Below are 15,414 nucleotides of genomic sequence, written 5' to 3' on the forward strand. Positions count from 1 at the left end.
CTGTAGCCGATTTGAAAAATTGTTACTGTGATATTCGGTTTAAAATGATAGGTTGACGCTTTCACCGGCATTTACACCTTGGGGCAAGTCTACGGTTATCTCAGATACCTGTTCCTTTTTATTCCATATAGCCTTGAACTTATCGGAAATTTTATTGAGTTTGGTAGACACTGAAATATGCATTTTACCCAATTCTCGATTGGGATCCGCCACCGTAATTTCTTTGATTTTGTCTCCGTCTAATTTTATCATTAGTATACCTGGCGTGTGTGAGATTAATTCTAGGCCTTCAGTTATTTTTATATTACCAGCTTTATAAAAGACGATTTGGTAGATACCTAGCTCGTTTTGACCCACGGCCTGAAGGTAAGGGGAGTTCGATAGTATTGAAATAGATTCATCGGTGCTCATTTGCTCCAAGCTTTTTATGGAGGTAGCAGGTACTACAACGTATTCATAGGATGCATTTTTAGGTTTTAGGCCATGGTCAAGGCCGATGGTAAACACGTCTAGCGAAACCTTCTCTTTCGAAGAGGTTACCTGTTTGTTGATTCTCCACCAATCACCCGTTTCTGTTTTGTTTTTGATATAGACCTTAGTTGGTTTGGGGAATATATAGCCAATACCATCTTGAAAGACCCAATTGATATCTTCAAATGTTTTTTCTCCTCTACCGATTTTAGTTGTAGTGGTATTCTGAGAGACAGTTACTTCGCTTCTTAAAAGTGATTGATTTAGGGTGGTAAAAACGGGAAATTTTTCTTTGTCACTTGAGATACCTGCGCCAAGGCATACATACGAATCATCAAAAAAGAACCACGATTTTCTGGCCGCCAAGGTGTCGGCTAGACTCTTAAAGTCAAAAGCAACAGCGCCAAATCGGCCATCGGTTGCGGCCCCCACAAAATCGGTGACCCCTAATTTTGCTACCTCTTCCGGAGCTGGCATATTATCTTTTTGAACAACTGTGGTTCCTGGTATTTTCTGAAAATCATATACAGGCCAAATGTCAAAATATTCATCCCCTCTGACAGATATATGGTTGGCACCATCGCCCCTGTGATGGTTCAGTAACCCCTCGCTATTGTATGGTTCTTCCATATTGTGGGTTCGGGTCGAGTACATTCGTACCGAAGTGAAAAACTCAGGCCTTTGAAAGGTGAAATGTTCGGTATGCCTAAAAAATGTGGCATGCGATTTCGTCGGGTTCATTTTGTTCTCTCGAATAGCAACGATTTCCTCTAGTTCTGTCTTTCTATGGCTCGATACTTTTAATAAACCTTGAGCCATTTCTGGGCTGTAAGGTTTTAGGGTTCCCGGTCGACTGATACTTCTGTTTTTTGCCCCTGGATCAGGAAGTTTGCCGAAAATAGCGGTCTTGCAGATTCCATCCAAAAAATAATCGATCAGTGCTTCTGTTTTTTGATTTGAAAAGGAATATTCCGTATCGACAACGTACAAAGCCCATTCGATAAAAGCACTGGCATAGTTGAGCCCATAAGAAAGCGTGTTATTGACACCATCTCCTCGGTGGTGAAAACTGTTGTCGTACTGAATGCCTCGCCCACCGGCAGTTCTAGTGGCAAAGCCTCCTTCTCCATCACGAAATCCATAACCATAGTTCATTCCGATCCATTCGACTTGCTTGATTTCATTTTCAATTACTTTAAGAACAGCCTTAAAATTTTTGTGATTGTCAAGAAACAGCATGTTTTTAGCCTCTATGCCTGCTATTTTTACTCGATCGCCACCTGGCCTGGCTCCCTGAGCATTGATATTTGCCCTGTTGATAATGGGCTGTGTTTTTAATACCAAATCTTCTGGTAAATCTTTACCTATGACCAGCATCAATTGTACCATCGTATTCGGTATGCCTATCTGATTGTACCACCAATTATCACATATGTAATCATTTTTTAGCCAATTGTTTAAGGCAAGTTCGACCGACTTTTTAGCATTGACATTTTCATAGAATTTTGAGGATTCGGATTGGTAAGCCTTGGCAATTTTCAGCATGTTATCTGCATGTACCCGGTGAAGAAAACCCTCTCGCGATACATCTGTGTAGTCGATGCCGGGCCAAGTTCCGTCATCTCTAAGGGTTGTTATAAGACCATCTATTGTATAGTCACCTACCGGAGTCATTATCTTTGCAAGTACCCTATCTTTTATGATATCAAAATCGGTTTCACTTGCTATAACTGGGGAAATGAATAGTAATAATAAACTTAGAGATAAGTAATTGGACCGCTTTTTCATTGTATAACTAAAGGATGGGATAATCAAATGTTTGTAACTGAATCAAACATTATTTGAATATACAAAAATCCGATAGTTCAACTGTGAAATATGAGAGCTTAACTTCTCATGAGAAGTGCTATAAACTGTGAGCTTAATTAATCTTTAAAATAAGGAGACTTATTTTTTAAGTAATTGATGGATAAGTGGTGGCTTTAGAACTTAATCAGTATCCGAAATCGGCTTTTAGGGCATCAATTTTCTCAAGCGCCATTTCTTTGGTCAAAAAATCTATTTCGTTCATGCCAAAAGCTTTTTCAAAAGTCTTCAAAGCCTTTTTTGGCTCCCCCATTTGTTCATAATATTCACCTTCGAAGTAGAAACCTAACATAGTTTCGGGAAATTCTTCTTTGCAAAGATCAGAAAGTGGTTTAAGCGATTCTATATCTTCCTTTTTACGACTTGCAGCGTAAATAGCCATAATATCATTAAGGTCTACCGTTTTTTTAATACTGAAAAGCTCTTCTATACCTTTGTACTTATTCTCTAAATATTGATAGACCGGTTCTTCGGAAGTGAGAATTTGTTCTTTATATTCTTTCGGACTAATAGGTTTGAACATTCCGAAAATATTGTCGAATGCCTTACCAATTCCGTAAGTCGCAATTGAAATGTGATCTGCGCCCTTATACAATTGAAAATTATAATGAAGTGTCTCTTTGTCTATGGCCTTGATAGCCTTGTCCATAGCCATAATTTTCGGAGTTTCTTTGCTCTTTTCGCCCTCGACGATCAATTCGTAGAACATTTGTTTATCAAAGGCAGCCAATCTTGACGGTACTCGGCTTTCCATCTCAGGAGCTAATGTTGGAGAAATATTGATATAGGCATTGAACAATGAATTTTCTTTAAACAACCAATAGTTGGTATAGTTTGCTGTAATATCATAGCCTACCACCATTTTAAACGGTGCAGTACTGTAATTAAGATCTAAATATGGAATGATTTCCATTCCTAAAAACTCAAAGAATTTTTTTCCTTTCTCAGAGGGTAGTCCATTTTCTTCGTCCCAAGCACAATCATCGAAACGAATACTCTTTTCGCTTTGATTGATACCCACTATAATACTTGCAGGCATGCCATGAAATTGATTATAAAATTTGGCATTGGCAACAACTTGATCGAAGAGATATTCAGCATCGAGAACAACGATTAAAGGGTACTTCTTCTTTTCGTCATAATCTTCGGGAAAGTAATATTTAACATCTCTACGTTCTTGAAGTTTGAACGATTCAAAGATTTCTTGAGTGACTTGGGCGTTGACACTTGCACATAAGAGAAGTGCAAATAATGTAAGATTGCGTAGCATGGATCAGTATTTGGTACAAAAAGACCTTAACGGTCTCGGTTCAATAACGGTAATACCAGAAAAGATATTGCCCCAAAAACAACTACCATGAGGGTTTGTGCTATCCACATAATCCACCCGAAAGAATCTCCCGATACCTTGCTAATGCCAAAGATGGCTAAAGCCGTGCTTATAGCAATGGGATATAGACCAATACCACCATTGGTGAACATCATTGCCAAAGACCCAGCGACGAATGCTACCAATAGTTGACTGAGTGTAAGATCAAGAGTTTCCGGCACGGTGTATTTGATGACCCAAAGCATGCCTATATAGCATGCCCATATAAATAAGGTATGAGCGATGAAAGCCCACTTGTTCTTCATCTTGAAAATACTCAAAAGCCCTTCCATCAATCCTTTTAAAAAGCTTTTTATTTTGACAGCAATGGTGTTGGTCGATTTCTTGATGAAAATCAAGAACAGCAAGAAGGCTATAAGTGCCCCGCCTAGCATGAGCAATATTTTACTTATTGGAATGCCGATATTTTCAAGATACCCTAAAATGATTTCCGTTTGTAGTAACAATGTTACCAAAATGATGGTCAACAATACGATAACGTCTATTACTCTTTCGGTAATTATGGTGCCTATCCCTTTTTCAAAAGGTACTTTTTCATAGGTGGTCAGCGCGGTGGCCCTTAAAATTTCTCCCGTTCTAGGTATGCCCAAATTAGTCAAATAGGCCATGAGAATTATACAGGTGTTGTTGCTTATTTTTGGTGAATAGCCAAGAGGTTGCAGTAAGTAATTCCAACGAATGGCCCTTGAGATATGGCCCAATACCCCTAAAAGCATTGAGGCTGAAACCCAAAATAAATCCGCGCTTTTGATGTAGAATAAAATTTGGTCTCTTTCGGTTTTAGAAGTTGATTGATACCAGTACCAAACCAAAAAAACTCCCAATGCAATTGGGAGTATGGTTTTAAGAGATTTTTTAAGTGTACTTTTCAAAAGCTACTTTAACAAATTGGTTTCTTCGTTGGGAAATACCAACGCAGGGTTGAATTTTTTTGCTTCTTCGATATCCATACGTCCATAGGTAATCAAAATCAATACGTCACCTACGGCAACCTTTCGGGCAGCAGCGCCGTTAAGGGTCAATTCACCACTATTTCTAGGGCCTGGTATGGCATAAGTTTCTAACCGCTCTCCGTTATTGTTGTTCACTATTTGCACCTTTTCACCGCGTATGATATTAGCGGCGTCCATCAAATCTTCATCAATGGTGATGCTGCCAATGTAATTCAGATCGGCACCTGTAACCTTTACACGATGTATTTTCGATTTTACAACTTCTATTTGCATGGCACAAAGTTAATTATAAATTTTACTAAGCAATGTTTTTCAGTTAAGGGCAATATTATCTATAAGACGAACGCCTTCGGCATAAACGGCAATAAAAGCCCTATATTTTTGACCTTCCTTTTTTTCTTTTACGGGTGTTAGCGTTTCAACGTCGGTTATTTCAATATATTCCAAACCAAATTCAGAATGCGAATCAAAACTTTCTTTCACCTTTTCCTTTACATAATATGCACTTTTCGTGCCAAAAAACTTTTTGGCAGATTTCAGTGTTTCATGAATAAAGGCTGCCTTTTGTCGTATTTCGGTAGATAACCTTTCATTTCTAGAACTCATGGCCAGCCCATGGGGTTCTCTGACAATTGGGCAGGCTACTATTTCGACCGGTATTCGTTCTATTTCAACCAATTTTTGAATAATACGCAGTTGTTGAAAATCTTTTTCACCGAAATAGGCCCTATCGGGCTTCACTAATAGAAATAGAGCTTCAACGATTGTGCCGACCCCATTAAAGTGGTCATCTCTGAAAGAACCTTCCATAACCTTGTCGAGCCCTTCGAAATCATAGTTTTTTGATGAGATGTTTTCTCCATAAACCTCTTGTTCCGAAGGAGCGAAAACAATGATGTTCTCATCTACTTTCTTAATCAAAGAAACGTCTGCTTCTAGAGTTTTAGGATATTTCTCTAGATCTTCTTGCTTGTCGAACTGTGTAGGATTGACAAAAATACTTACTACGACAAGGTCGTTTTGTTCAACAGCTTTTTGCACTAAAAATTCATGGCCCTTATGTAGTGCCCCCATTGTAGGTACAAGGCCTATGCCCTTTCTATAGTTAGATGTTTTTAGTTGCTTTGCAAGCTCTTTTTTTGTACGTACAATTGGCATAGGTTTCGTTTAAAAGCGAGCAAACTTACTATAATTAGGGCTAATCTGCATTATTTTTGTAATTTTGCAGCCACGTTTCAACCCACAAATAAAACATAGCATACATGAATGGTAAAAAGATATTGTTCGTTTCGTCGGAATTGGTACCCTACCTTCCGGAGAACGAAGTTTCCTTAATGTCTTACGAAACTCCGAGAATGGTGAACAGTAATGGCGGCCAAATTCGGATTTTTATGCCAAGATATGGCAATATCAACGAGCGTAGACATCAATTGCATGAGGTTATTCGGTTGTCGGGTATGAACTTGGTCATTAATGATATGGATATGCCTTTGATCATCAAGGTAGCATCTATACCTAGAGAGCGTATACAGGTATACTTTATCGATAATGACGAGTATTTCAAGAGAAAGGCTACTTTCACCGATACTGATGGTAATCTTTTTCCTGATAACGATCAGAGAGCAATCTTTTTTGCCAAAGGAGTCGTCGAGACTGTTAAAAAATTAAACTGGACACCCGATATTATTCATGTTCATGGGTGGATGGCCTCTTTATTGCCATTGTACCTCAAGAAATATTATTCAGATGAGCCTTTGTTCGATACTAGTAAAATAGTGACCTCGGTGTATGGTAAGTCGTTCGATGGTGAACTTGATCAAGATATGATCAAGAAGATTGCCTTCGATGGTATTCCAGAAGATAGTATTGCCGCTCTTAAAACCCCTTCCTATAATAATTTGTTAAAAGTCGCTGTAGATCATTCCGATGCCGTTATTTTAGCCGCGGAAGAAATTCCAGAAGATTTACAGAACCATATTTCCAACCTTGAAAAACCTGTGTTGCCTTATGTTTCTTTGCAAGAATTCGAAGAAGCCTATGCTAATTTTTATAACACTGAAGTTTTAAAATAGTCCGAATGACATTTTTGAAAAGATTCAATTTTTCTGCCCTGGCGGTATTCTTTCTGTTGGTAGCAGTCGTAGCATGTGAACAAGATCCTACAACAATAGGGTCAGGTGTTATCGGCAGCTCACCATTTGAAACCGACAAGGCTGTCTTCGATGTTTTTGCCTATAATAAGAACGTCGAGGCCGTTAGTACGAATAAACTTCCCATATATCAATTGGGAGATTTTACAGACCCTATTTTTGGAAAAACAAAAGCTTCGATAACCTCTCAGGTACAATTGTCTTCGGTTTCACCTTTTGGGTTGTACTCGCAATCGCTGGAAGACAACCCAACAGGTTCTCAAATTCAGGAAAATGAGAAAATCGATTCAGTATATTTATACATTCCTTTTTTAACCAATCCGGGTGGAGATTCCGACGGAGATGGTTTGGTTGATGAATTGGATGCTTTCCCAGACGATGCTACTGAAGATTCTGATGGCGATGGACTTAGCGACGCCCAAGAAATAAGTAGGGGAACAGACACCAATAATAGAGATACGGATGGGGATGGTGTCGATGATGGCGAAGATGATGACTTTACGGCAAATCAGTTCAAGAAAACGTTCGATTTAGACAGTGTTTATATAAATGGGAAACTATATAATAATAACACTCCAGAAACATCCTTTAATTTAAAGGTCGAGCGAAATAATTACTATTTGCGTGATTTGGATCCTTCAGCTAACTTTCAGGAAGCCCAAGAATATTATTCAAATCAGGAGTTTTCACCGAACTTTGTAGATAGTTTGCTTTTCGATGGTGAGACAGTCATAAATCGAACCCAAATAGCATTAAAAGGTAGAGACAATATTAGTACAGAGGACGAAGATGAGTCATTGGAGTTTACTTATCTAAACCCTGGTATTCGAGTTCCGTTAGATGCTGATTTTTTTCAGCATAATATTTTAGATATGGAGGGAAGCCCTGAGCTTTCTAACCAAGAGAATTTCAAGAATTTTTTTAGAGGCATCCACTTATCTTTAGAGTCGATTTCTGATGAGGTATTGCTTTTGCTCGATTTAAAGAATGCCAACATTACCATTTCGTATGGTTACGATACGGTAGATACGGATGGGGATGTTACCGAACAGGGTGGAAAAAATGAGTTCGTCTTGAATTTATTGACACCTGTTGTAAGTCAAGGTGTGGCAACAGGGCAAGTTACAGGTAATGCAGCGAATACAATTAGTAATGATGCTTACCCTAGTGTAATTTCAGGTGATTTAGACGCTGAAGTTAATGCAGAACGGATATTTTTAAAAGGCGGGGCCGGTACGTATGCAGAAATTAAACTTTTCGATAGTGAAAATGGTCGAGAGGCTATAGAACAGATTCAATCGAGTAACTGGATAGTGAACGAGGCGAATTTGGTTTTTTATGTGGCCCAAGAAAGTGATGTAGAGCAACCGCCAAGTTTATACCTTTTTAATACCGAAACGGGCCTCCCCGTCTATGGTTCACCAGTTTCTGCAACCGATCAACTTGCAAGAATCTTTGACTATGATGGTAGTTTAGAAAAATCAAGCGATGGTAGTGCGGTAAAATACACTATTAAGCTAACCGAGCACATAAACGATTTAATCTTGCGTAATGGTGAAAATGCCACCCTAGGTTTGACAGTTGCATCCAGTTTGTTTCAAACAGGAATTCGAAGTGCTATGCTTTCTGATAATACCGAGCAAGAGCTTCCGGTAACTAGTTCTTTGAGCCCTTTAGGAACGGTGCTTTATGGTAGTAACATCGCGGATGAAAATGCCGATAAGAAACTACAGCTAGAGATTTTTTATACCGAGGTAGATTAACCAAAACTATTTCCTCTTCAAATATTTTGACTGATATCTAGGTGTTGGTCAGCATACTATCCTATTTATATTAGCGTTTAACCTGTTAAAGAACATATATTTTCTCTTTGTTCTTGTAAATTTGTTTGAACATTAATTTCATTTTTTAGCTATAAATATTAGAATATGTGTGGAATAGTAGGTTATATTGGTCATAGGGAGGCTTATCCCATTATAATAAAGGGGTTAAGAAGATTAGAATACCGTGGCTATGACAGTGCCGGTATCGCTCTTTACGATGGTAATGAGATTAATCTTTCTAAAACCAAAGGAAAGGTCGAAGACCTTAAGAATAAAGCTGACAATGACATTTCTACTAGCGGAACTTTAGGTATGGGGCATACTCGTTGGGCAACGCACGGTGTGCCGAACGATGTCAACTCACACCCGCATTACTCGAACTCAGGTGATTTGGTGATTATTCATAATGGTATAATCGAGAATTACGAGTCTATTAAAAAAGAGCTCATAAAAAGGGGATATACTTTTGTATCCGATACCGATACAGAAGTGTTGGTGAATTTAATAGAGGAGGTAAAAAAGCAAGAAGATGTTAAATTAGGAAAGGCAGTTCAAATTGCCTTGAACGAAGTGGTTGGCGCTTATGCGATTGCAGTTTTTGATAAGAAGAAGCCAGATGAAATTGTTGTTGCAAAATTAGGAAGTCCATTGGCAATCGGGGTAGGCGAAAACGAATTCTTTATCGCTTCCGATGCATCTCCATTCATAGAATACACGAATAATGCAGTTTATTTGGCCGATGAAGAAATGGCCATTATTAGATTGGGGAAAGAAATAAAATTACGCAAGGTGAAAGATGATGCCATTGCGTACCCGAATATTCTCGAACTTAAGATGAATATTGAACAAATCGAGAAAGGGGGATACGACCATTTTATGCTCAAGGAGATTTATGAGCAACCACGAGCTATTTTAGACACTTATCGCGGTAGGTTGCGTGCTAATCAGGGTATTATTAAAATGGCTGGTATAGACGATAACCTAGAAAAGTTTTTGAATGCTAATCGTATAATTATAGTTGCCTGTGGTACATCTTGGCATGCAGGTTTAGTAGCGGAATATATTTTTGAAGATTTGGTGCGTGTGCCCGTAGAGGTGGAGTACGCTTCTGAATTCCGGTATAGAAATCCTGTCATTACCGATAAAGATGTGCTCATTGCTATTTCTCAGTCCGGTGAAACTGCCGATACTTTGGCCGCTATTAAGTTGGCTAAAGAGAAAGGTGCTTTCGTTTTTGGAGTCTGTAACGTCGTCGGCTCATCAATTGCAAGAGAGACGGATGCGGGAGCTTATACCCATGCTGGTCCAGAGATAGGGGTGGCATCTACTAAAGCCTTTACTACCCAAATAACTGTACTAACATTAATTGCACTAAAATTAGCTAAGGAGAAAGGAGAGTTGTCCGAATCGAAATTCCACGAGTTTTTAACGGAGTTGGAGGCTATTCCTTCCAAAGTCGAAAAGGCCTTGGAGTCTAATCCTTTAGTTGAGATTATTTCCAATGTCTATAAGGACTCTACAAATTGTCTTTATTTAGGTCGGGGATATAATTTCCCCGTAGCCTTAGAGGGAGCTCTTAAATTAAAAGAAATTAGTTACATACATGCAGAAGGATATCCGGCTGCAGAAATGAAGCATGGGCCTATCGCTTTGATTGATGATCAGATGCCAGTTTTTGTTATAGCTACAAAAAAAGGGCATTACGAGAAAGTGGTAAGTAATATTCAAGAGATTAAATCTAGAAAAGGTAAAATTATTGCAATTGTTACAGAAGGGGATGAACAGGTTACCGAGCTTGCCGACCACGTGATCGAAGTGCCGGAAACCTTTGAAAGTCTTACGCCTTTGCTGACGACCATACCATTACAGTTGTTATCGTACCATATTGCCGTAATGAGAGGTTGTAATGTAGATCAACCCCGAAACCTAGCAAAATCGGTAACCGTAGAATAATAATTACAAAATCACAGTTTTAAAGTACAGGAGATGGAAATCCATGGCTTTTTTTGTTGGTGATTTCCTAAAAAAAGAAAGGTTTATTTATTAAAAATGTATTATGCATGCATAATTTTTTTCATTTTATGATTTTCGGTATAAAAAAAAATGTAACTTGCCAATACGAACCTTTTTAACTTAAACTTAACATGAAGACAGTACTATTTTTGGCATTGCTGTTCGTTGGGGGCTTTTGTTACTCTCAAACAACGGTGGACGGAAAAGTGGTAGATCAGAACAATGAGCCAATTCCCGGTGCGAATATCATTATCACAGGAAAAACGATAGGAACCACCGCCGATTTCGATGGGAATTTTACACTAGAAACTTCTGAAGTCCCCCCTTTTCAGTTAACTATTACAAGTATTGGGTATTCTGAGGTTACCGAAGAGGTAACTTCAAATAATCAAACACTTACCATTACTCTGGCAGAAGCCCAGACTTTTTTAGATGAAGTGGTCATTTCGGCCTCTCGAACTCCTGAGCGTATTTTTGAATCTCCGGTAACAGTTGAACGTTTCGGACTTCAAGATATTAAGAATACCGCTTCAGCAGATTTTTATGATGGATTGGAAAACCTAAAGGGTGTAGACGTAAATACTAATAGTTTGACATTTAAATCAGTCAATACCAGGGGTTTTGCAACATTTGCCAATGCACGATTTATGCAATTGGTCGATGGTATGGATAACTCAACGCCTGCGCTTAACTTTCCTATAGGAAACTTGGTCGGTATGATCGAAACCGATGTGCAGAGCGTAGAATTGCTCCCCGGGGCATCTTCTGCATTGTATGGCGCAAACGCCTTTAACGGAATCCTTTTCATGAGAAGTAAAAACCCCTTCGATCATCAGGGATTAAGCGGTTATGTAAAAAGAGGTATGACCAGCCAAGAAGCTGCCGGTGATAATCCTTATACCGATTTTGGAATACGGGGAGCTTATAAGTTCAGTGAAAAATTTGCTGGTAAAGTGAATTTCGGTTATCTAAAAGGAACTGATTGGGCAGCTACTAGTGAGGTAGATAAAACCACTTTAGGTGGTACGCGTGCCGATTTGAACTACGATGGTATCAATGTCTATGGTGATGAGGTTTCCGCAGATATAAAAAGTGTAGCCGAAACATTGGAAACCACTATTAACCCTGATACGGGCGCACCCTTTTTGCCAGCAGGTGCCAATGCCTTGGTGCCCTCTGTCGAAGTGAGCCGAACGGGCTACAACGAACGTCACTTGACTAATTACAATGCAGAAAGTGTCAAAGCTGATTGGGGTCTATACTATCGCCCATGGGAAAATGACCTTGAAGTGTCGTATGTGGGTAAGGTAGGTACCGGGTCTACCATTTACCAAGGTACAAACCGATACAGTATCGCTAATTTCTTTCAAGAACAGCATAAATTAGAGTTTAGAAATGATAATTTTTTTCTAAGAGGATATATCGTTGCCGATAAGGCCGGTGATTCTTATGACATGGTTTTCACCGGAATTAACATCAATAGGGCTTGGAAAGATGATGAGACTTGGTTCGGTGAATATACAGGGGCTTATGTACAGGCTACATTAGGCGGTGCAAGCAACGAACAGGCCCATGCAGTAGCTAGGGCTCAAGCCGAATCTGGCCGTTTTGAACCGGGCACTCCAGAATTTGAAGCGGCATTTAATAGAAGTGTTAATGATCCTGACCTTTCGACAGGTTCTCAATTTAGAGACGCCTCAAAGTACTATCACGCCGATGGTAATTATAACTTCAGTCATTTAACCGATTTTGCCGACATTCAGGTGGGTGGTTCATATCGCAGATTTAGTTTGAACTCTTTCGGAACTATATATACAGATTATGATGGTGCTATAGACTATTCCGAATTCGGTATATATACCCAGATTCAAAAAGGTTTCGACTTTACAGAAGATATGAACTTAAAGTTGACGGGATCTGTTCGTTACGATAAGTCTGAATTTTTCGACGGATTCTTTTCTCCAAGACTTTCTGCGGGTCTAACCTTAAATAGAGACCATAATATTAGGGCTTCGGTTCAAACCGGATTTAGAAATCCGACTACGCAAGACCTATTTATTGGTCTTGATGCAGGTCGTGCAATTTTGATAGGTTCTGCTCCTGATAACCTTGATCGTTACTCTCGAGAATTTGAAGTAAGTGGGGCGGCTCAAGCGAATTTTCAACAACCGGCTACGATCACTCAGACCGGCAGGGTGGCCTATGAGAATTCTTATACGCTAAGTTCGGTTCAACGACTGGGTGAAACTGGTAATCCCGCAGATTTAGAAATTGCTAATCCGAGCATAGTTAAGCCAGAACAGGTTACTTCAGTAGAAGTGGGTTACCGCGGAAAGATTGATAAGCTGGTGGTTGACTTTAGTGCTTATTATAACCAGTATAAAGATTTTATTTCTCAAGAAGTTGTGATAGCTCCATATTACGGATCGGTAGGTGATGGCTCGCTTTCTGTGGCGGCAATCGCCAATGATGACTTTCAGGCGTACAGTGCCTATACCAACTCTGAAGTTAACATAGGTTCTTATGGTGCTTCCTTGGGTTTAACAGCACAACTTTTTGGAGGCTTTGACTTAAGCGGAAGTTATACCTTCGCCAAACAAGATTTTGACCAAAAAGCCAATCCAGACTTCATGAGTAACTTCAATACTCCAGAACATAAATTCAAGGCTTCTTTAGGAAATACTGATCTTTTCAAGAATTTCGGATTTAATCTGGCCTACCGCTTTAGTGATGATTATTTTTGGGAAGCTACGTTTGGTAATGGTGTGGTTCCTGAATTTCATGTGCTAGATGCACAGGTCAGTTATAGGGTTCCTGGTATTAAATCCGCCTTTAAGGCCGGAGCGACCAATCTTTTGGGCGATGAGTATTTCACGGCATTCGGAACCGGTTTTATCGGCTCTATGTACTACGTGTCATGGACAATCAATAACTTATAATATTACGATGATGAAAATTAGATATATAGCCATTTGGGCCTTTTCTGTGGTCTTTATAGCGTGTAATGATGAAACTGATTTTGAGCGTACTGAAGAGGTGGCGGAAACGGCAGAACTAACTTCGGGGTCGGCTGATTTTTCAACTTATGTTTCCCTCGGAAATTCCTTAACTGCTGGTTTTACTGATAATGCTCTATTTGTAGCTGGGCAACAAAATTCAATGCCAAATCTTTTGGCCGCAAAGTTTTCCCTTGTGGGTGGCGGTTCGTTTTCACAACCATTGACGAATGATAATATTGGAGGTCTTTTGGTGGGGGGTACTCCCTTAGAAGGGTTTAATCCTAGATTGGTGTTCGGAGGTGCCGGACCTGAAGATTTGGAAGATGTCGTAGGACCTATCGAGCCGACTACCGATATTGTTTTGAATAACCCTAGTGGGCCTTTTAATAATTTAGGAGTTCCCGGGGCCAAAAGTTTTCATTTGCTATTTAATGGATACGGTAATATAGGTAACTTGGAAGCAAAACTCGCTAATCCATATTTCGTTCGTATGACCGGAAGTACCCCAAATGCGAGTATTTTGGAATTGGCAATGGCCCAATCACCCACATTCTTTACTCTTTGGGCCGGAAATAACGATGTATTAGGCTATGCAACCTCTGGTGGTGATGGTTCAAATCCGATTACAGATCAAGCCCTGTTTAATGAGGCTGTCAATGGATTGGTAGCCACTTTAACATCTTCCGGAGCCAAGGGTGTTATGGCCAATATTCCTTACGTAACGACCATACCGCATTTTACAACTGTTACTCATGACCCTATCAATCCAGCGGAAAATAATTTTGCCGACTTAGTGCCTACCTTAAATGCCTTTTTTGGTGCATTGAACCAGGTTTATGATTTTTTGGGCCAACCAGAACGTGCCATTACCTTTAATGATTCGGTAAATAATGCTGTAGTAATTTTAGATGAGGATTTAGTGAATCTTTCAGAACAGATTACCGGGGTCTTAAATGCCAACCCTGCCTTCCCAGGTTTCGTACAGCAATTAGGTTTATCTGCCGAGCAAGCGCCCACGGTGGCCACTCTCATGGGTAATGCTTATGGCCAAGCTAGATTGGCCAATGAAAATGACTTATTGGTGTTATCTAGTCGAAGGGTAATAGGTGAAGTTGATGAGTTTTCTTTGAATGCTCTTAAAGGTTTTGGGTTCCCCGAAGCAATGGCCGCGCAATTTTCAACCAATGGTATTACATTACCTCTAGGTGATAAATGGGTATTGACACCAGAAGAACAAGCGGAAATAAAAACGGCTACGGACGGTTTTAATGCAACTATATCGGCAGCCGCTTCAAGTGCAGGTTTGGCATTTGTTGATGCCAATGCCTTGATGCAAGATTTGGCCAATGGTGGTGTAACCGATGGCGATTACACTCTAACCTCTAACTTGGTTATGGGCGGGGCATTTTCATTAGATGGTGTACACCCCACGGCTAGAGGTTATGCTTTGTTGGCCAATGAATTTATGAAAGCGATAGATGCCACTTACGAATCTAATTTCGAGACTTCGGGCTCTTTGTACGATATAGGTAATTATCCTACAAATTATTCTCCCATGTTGAGATAGTTTATTGTTTGAAAATCAACAAAAAACGGTGCTGTTGTAGAGCGCCGTTTTTTATGCTTAAAAAAGAGTGCAAAGTAGTTTTCAATTAAAGTTGAAAAACCTACCTTTGCACCCTGAAAAAACACAGGTGAAAAAACCTGTCTATCAATAGTTAATCAATTGAATTTTTAAACTGATAAGGT

Annotated in this window: 10 protein-coding genes; 5 read left to right on the forward strand and 5 right to left on the reverse strand. The window is 39.5% G+C overall.

The genetic code is table 11. The features are described from left to right. Positions 1–39: 39 nt before the first annotated feature. The 5 genes from IV512_RS06210 to panC all read right to left on the reverse strand — a co-directional run bounded on the left by IV512_RS06210 (position 40) and on the right by panC (position 5,838). Positions 40–2,259, reverse strand: coding sequence for a polysaccharide lyase family 8 super-sandwich domain-containing protein (locus tag IV512_RS06210; RefSeq protein WP_209401642.1), 2,220 nt, complete (start codon positions 2,257–2,259; stop codon positions 40–42). A 205-nt stretch (positions 2,260–2,464) separates the two neighbouring features. After that, positions 2,465–3,607: an alpha/beta hydrolase gene (locus tag IV512_RS06215; protein WP_209401644.1), complete on the reverse strand. Its 1,143-nt coding sequence runs from the start codon at positions 3,605–3,607 to the stop codon at positions 2,465–2,467. 26 nt (positions 3,608–3,633) lie between these two features. Next, positions 3,634–4,599 carry a lysylphosphatidylglycerol synthase transmembrane domain-containing protein gene (locus IV512_RS06220; protein WP_209401646.1) on the reverse strand — a complete coding sequence of 322 codons (966 nt, stop codon included), beginning with the start codon at positions 4,597–4,599 and terminating at the stop codon, positions 3,634–3,636. A 3-nt stretch (positions 4,600–4,602) separates the two neighbouring features. Then, complete coding sequence (gene panD, locus IV512_RS06225) at positions 4,603–4,953, reverse strand: aspartate 1-decarboxylase (protein WP_209401648.1); 351 nt, start codon at positions 4,951–4,953, stop codon at positions 4,603–4,605. A 39-nt stretch (positions 4,954–4,992) separates the two neighbouring features. Next, positions 4,993–5,838 carry a pantoate--beta-alanine ligase gene (panC, locus tag IV512_RS06230; RefSeq protein WP_209401662.1) on the reverse strand — a complete coding sequence of 282 codons (846 nt, stop codon included), beginning with the start codon at positions 5,836–5,838 and terminating at the stop codon, positions 4,993–4,995. A 104-nt stretch (positions 5,839–5,942) separates the two neighbouring features. On the opposite strand from panC, the gene IV512_RS06235 reads away from it, so the two are divergent. The 5 genes from IV512_RS06235 to IV512_RS06255 all read left to right on the forward strand — a co-directional run bounded on the left by IV512_RS06235 (position 5,943) and on the right by IV512_RS06255 (position 15,232). Beyond that, on the forward strand, positions 5,943–6,752 hold the full coding sequence (locus tag IV512_RS06235; RefSeq protein WP_100870077.1) for a glycogen/starch synthase: 810 nt from the start codon (positions 5,943–5,945) through the stop codon (positions 6,750–6,752). Between the two features lie 5 nt (positions 6,753–6,757). Beyond that, a complete protein-coding gene (locus tag IV512_RS06240; RefSeq protein WP_209401663.1) occupies positions 6,758–8,593 on the forward strand; it encodes a DUF4270 family protein in 1,836 nt (611 codons plus the stop codon). A 165-nt stretch (positions 8,594–8,758) separates the two neighbouring features. Then, positions 8,759–10,606: a glutamine--fructose-6-phosphate transaminase (isomerizing) gene (gene glmS / locus IV512_RS06245; protein WP_100870075.1), complete on the forward strand. Its 1,848-nt coding sequence runs from the start codon at positions 8,759–8,761 to the stop codon at positions 10,604–10,606. Between the two features lie 191 nt (positions 10,607–10,797). Continuing rightward, on the forward strand, positions 10,798–13,605 hold the full coding sequence (locus IV512_RS06250) for a TonB-dependent receptor domain-containing protein (RefSeq protein ID WP_209401664.1): 2,808 nt from the start codon (positions 10,798–10,800) through the stop codon (positions 13,603–13,605). Positions 13,606–13,612: 7 nt separating this feature from the next. After that, positions 13,613–15,232, forward strand: coding sequence for a G-D-S-L family lipolytic protein (locus tag IV512_RS06255; RefSeq protein WP_209401665.1), 1,620 nt, complete (start codon positions 13,613–13,615; stop codon positions 15,230–15,232). Positions 15,233–15,414: the final 182 nt, after the last annotated feature.

The organism is Pseudozobellia sp. WGM2, assembly GCF_017810075.1.
Lineage (GTDB): Bacteria > Bacteroidota > Bacteroidia > Flavobacteriales > Flavobacteriaceae > JADNYK01.

What these genes read in the sequence shown, in the direction of transcription:
- IV512_RS06210 (WP_209401642.1), bottom strand. Translation starts at nt 2,259, where the DNA reads ATGAAAAAGCGGTCCAATTACTTATCTCTAAGTTTATTATTACTATTC.
- IV512_RS06215 (WP_209401644.1), bottom strand. Translation starts at nt 3,607, where the DNA reads ATGCTACGCAATCTTACATTATTTGCACTTCTCTTATGTGCAAGTGTC.
- panD (WP_209401648.1), bottom strand. Translation starts at nt 4,953, where the DNA reads ATGCAAATAGAAGTTGTAAAATCGAAAATACATCGTGTAAAGGTTACA.
- panC (WP_209401662.1), bottom strand. Translation starts at nt 5,838, where the DNA reads ATGCCAATTGTACGTACAAAAAAAGAGCTTGCAAAGCAACTAAAAACA.
- IV512_RS06235 (WP_100870077.1), top strand. Translation starts at nt 5,943, where the DNA reads ATGAATGGTAAAAAGATATTGTTCGTTTCGTCGGAATTGGTACCCTAC.
- IV512_RS06240 (WP_209401663.1), top strand. Translation starts at nt 6,758, where the DNA reads ATGACATTTTTGAAAAGATTCAATTTTTCTGCCCTGGCGGTATTCTTT.
- glmS (WP_100870075.1), top strand. Translation starts at nt 8,759, where the DNA reads ATGTGTGGAATAGTAGGTTATATTGGTCATAGGGAGGCTTATCCCATT.
- IV512_RS06250 (WP_209401664.1), top strand. Translation starts at nt 10,798, where the DNA reads ATGAAGACAGTACTATTTTTGGCATTGCTGTTCGTTGGGGGCTTTTGT.
- IV512_RS06255 (WP_209401665.1), top strand. Translation starts at nt 13,613, where the DNA reads ATGATGAAAATTAGATATATAGCCATTTGGGCCTTTTCTGTGGTCTTT.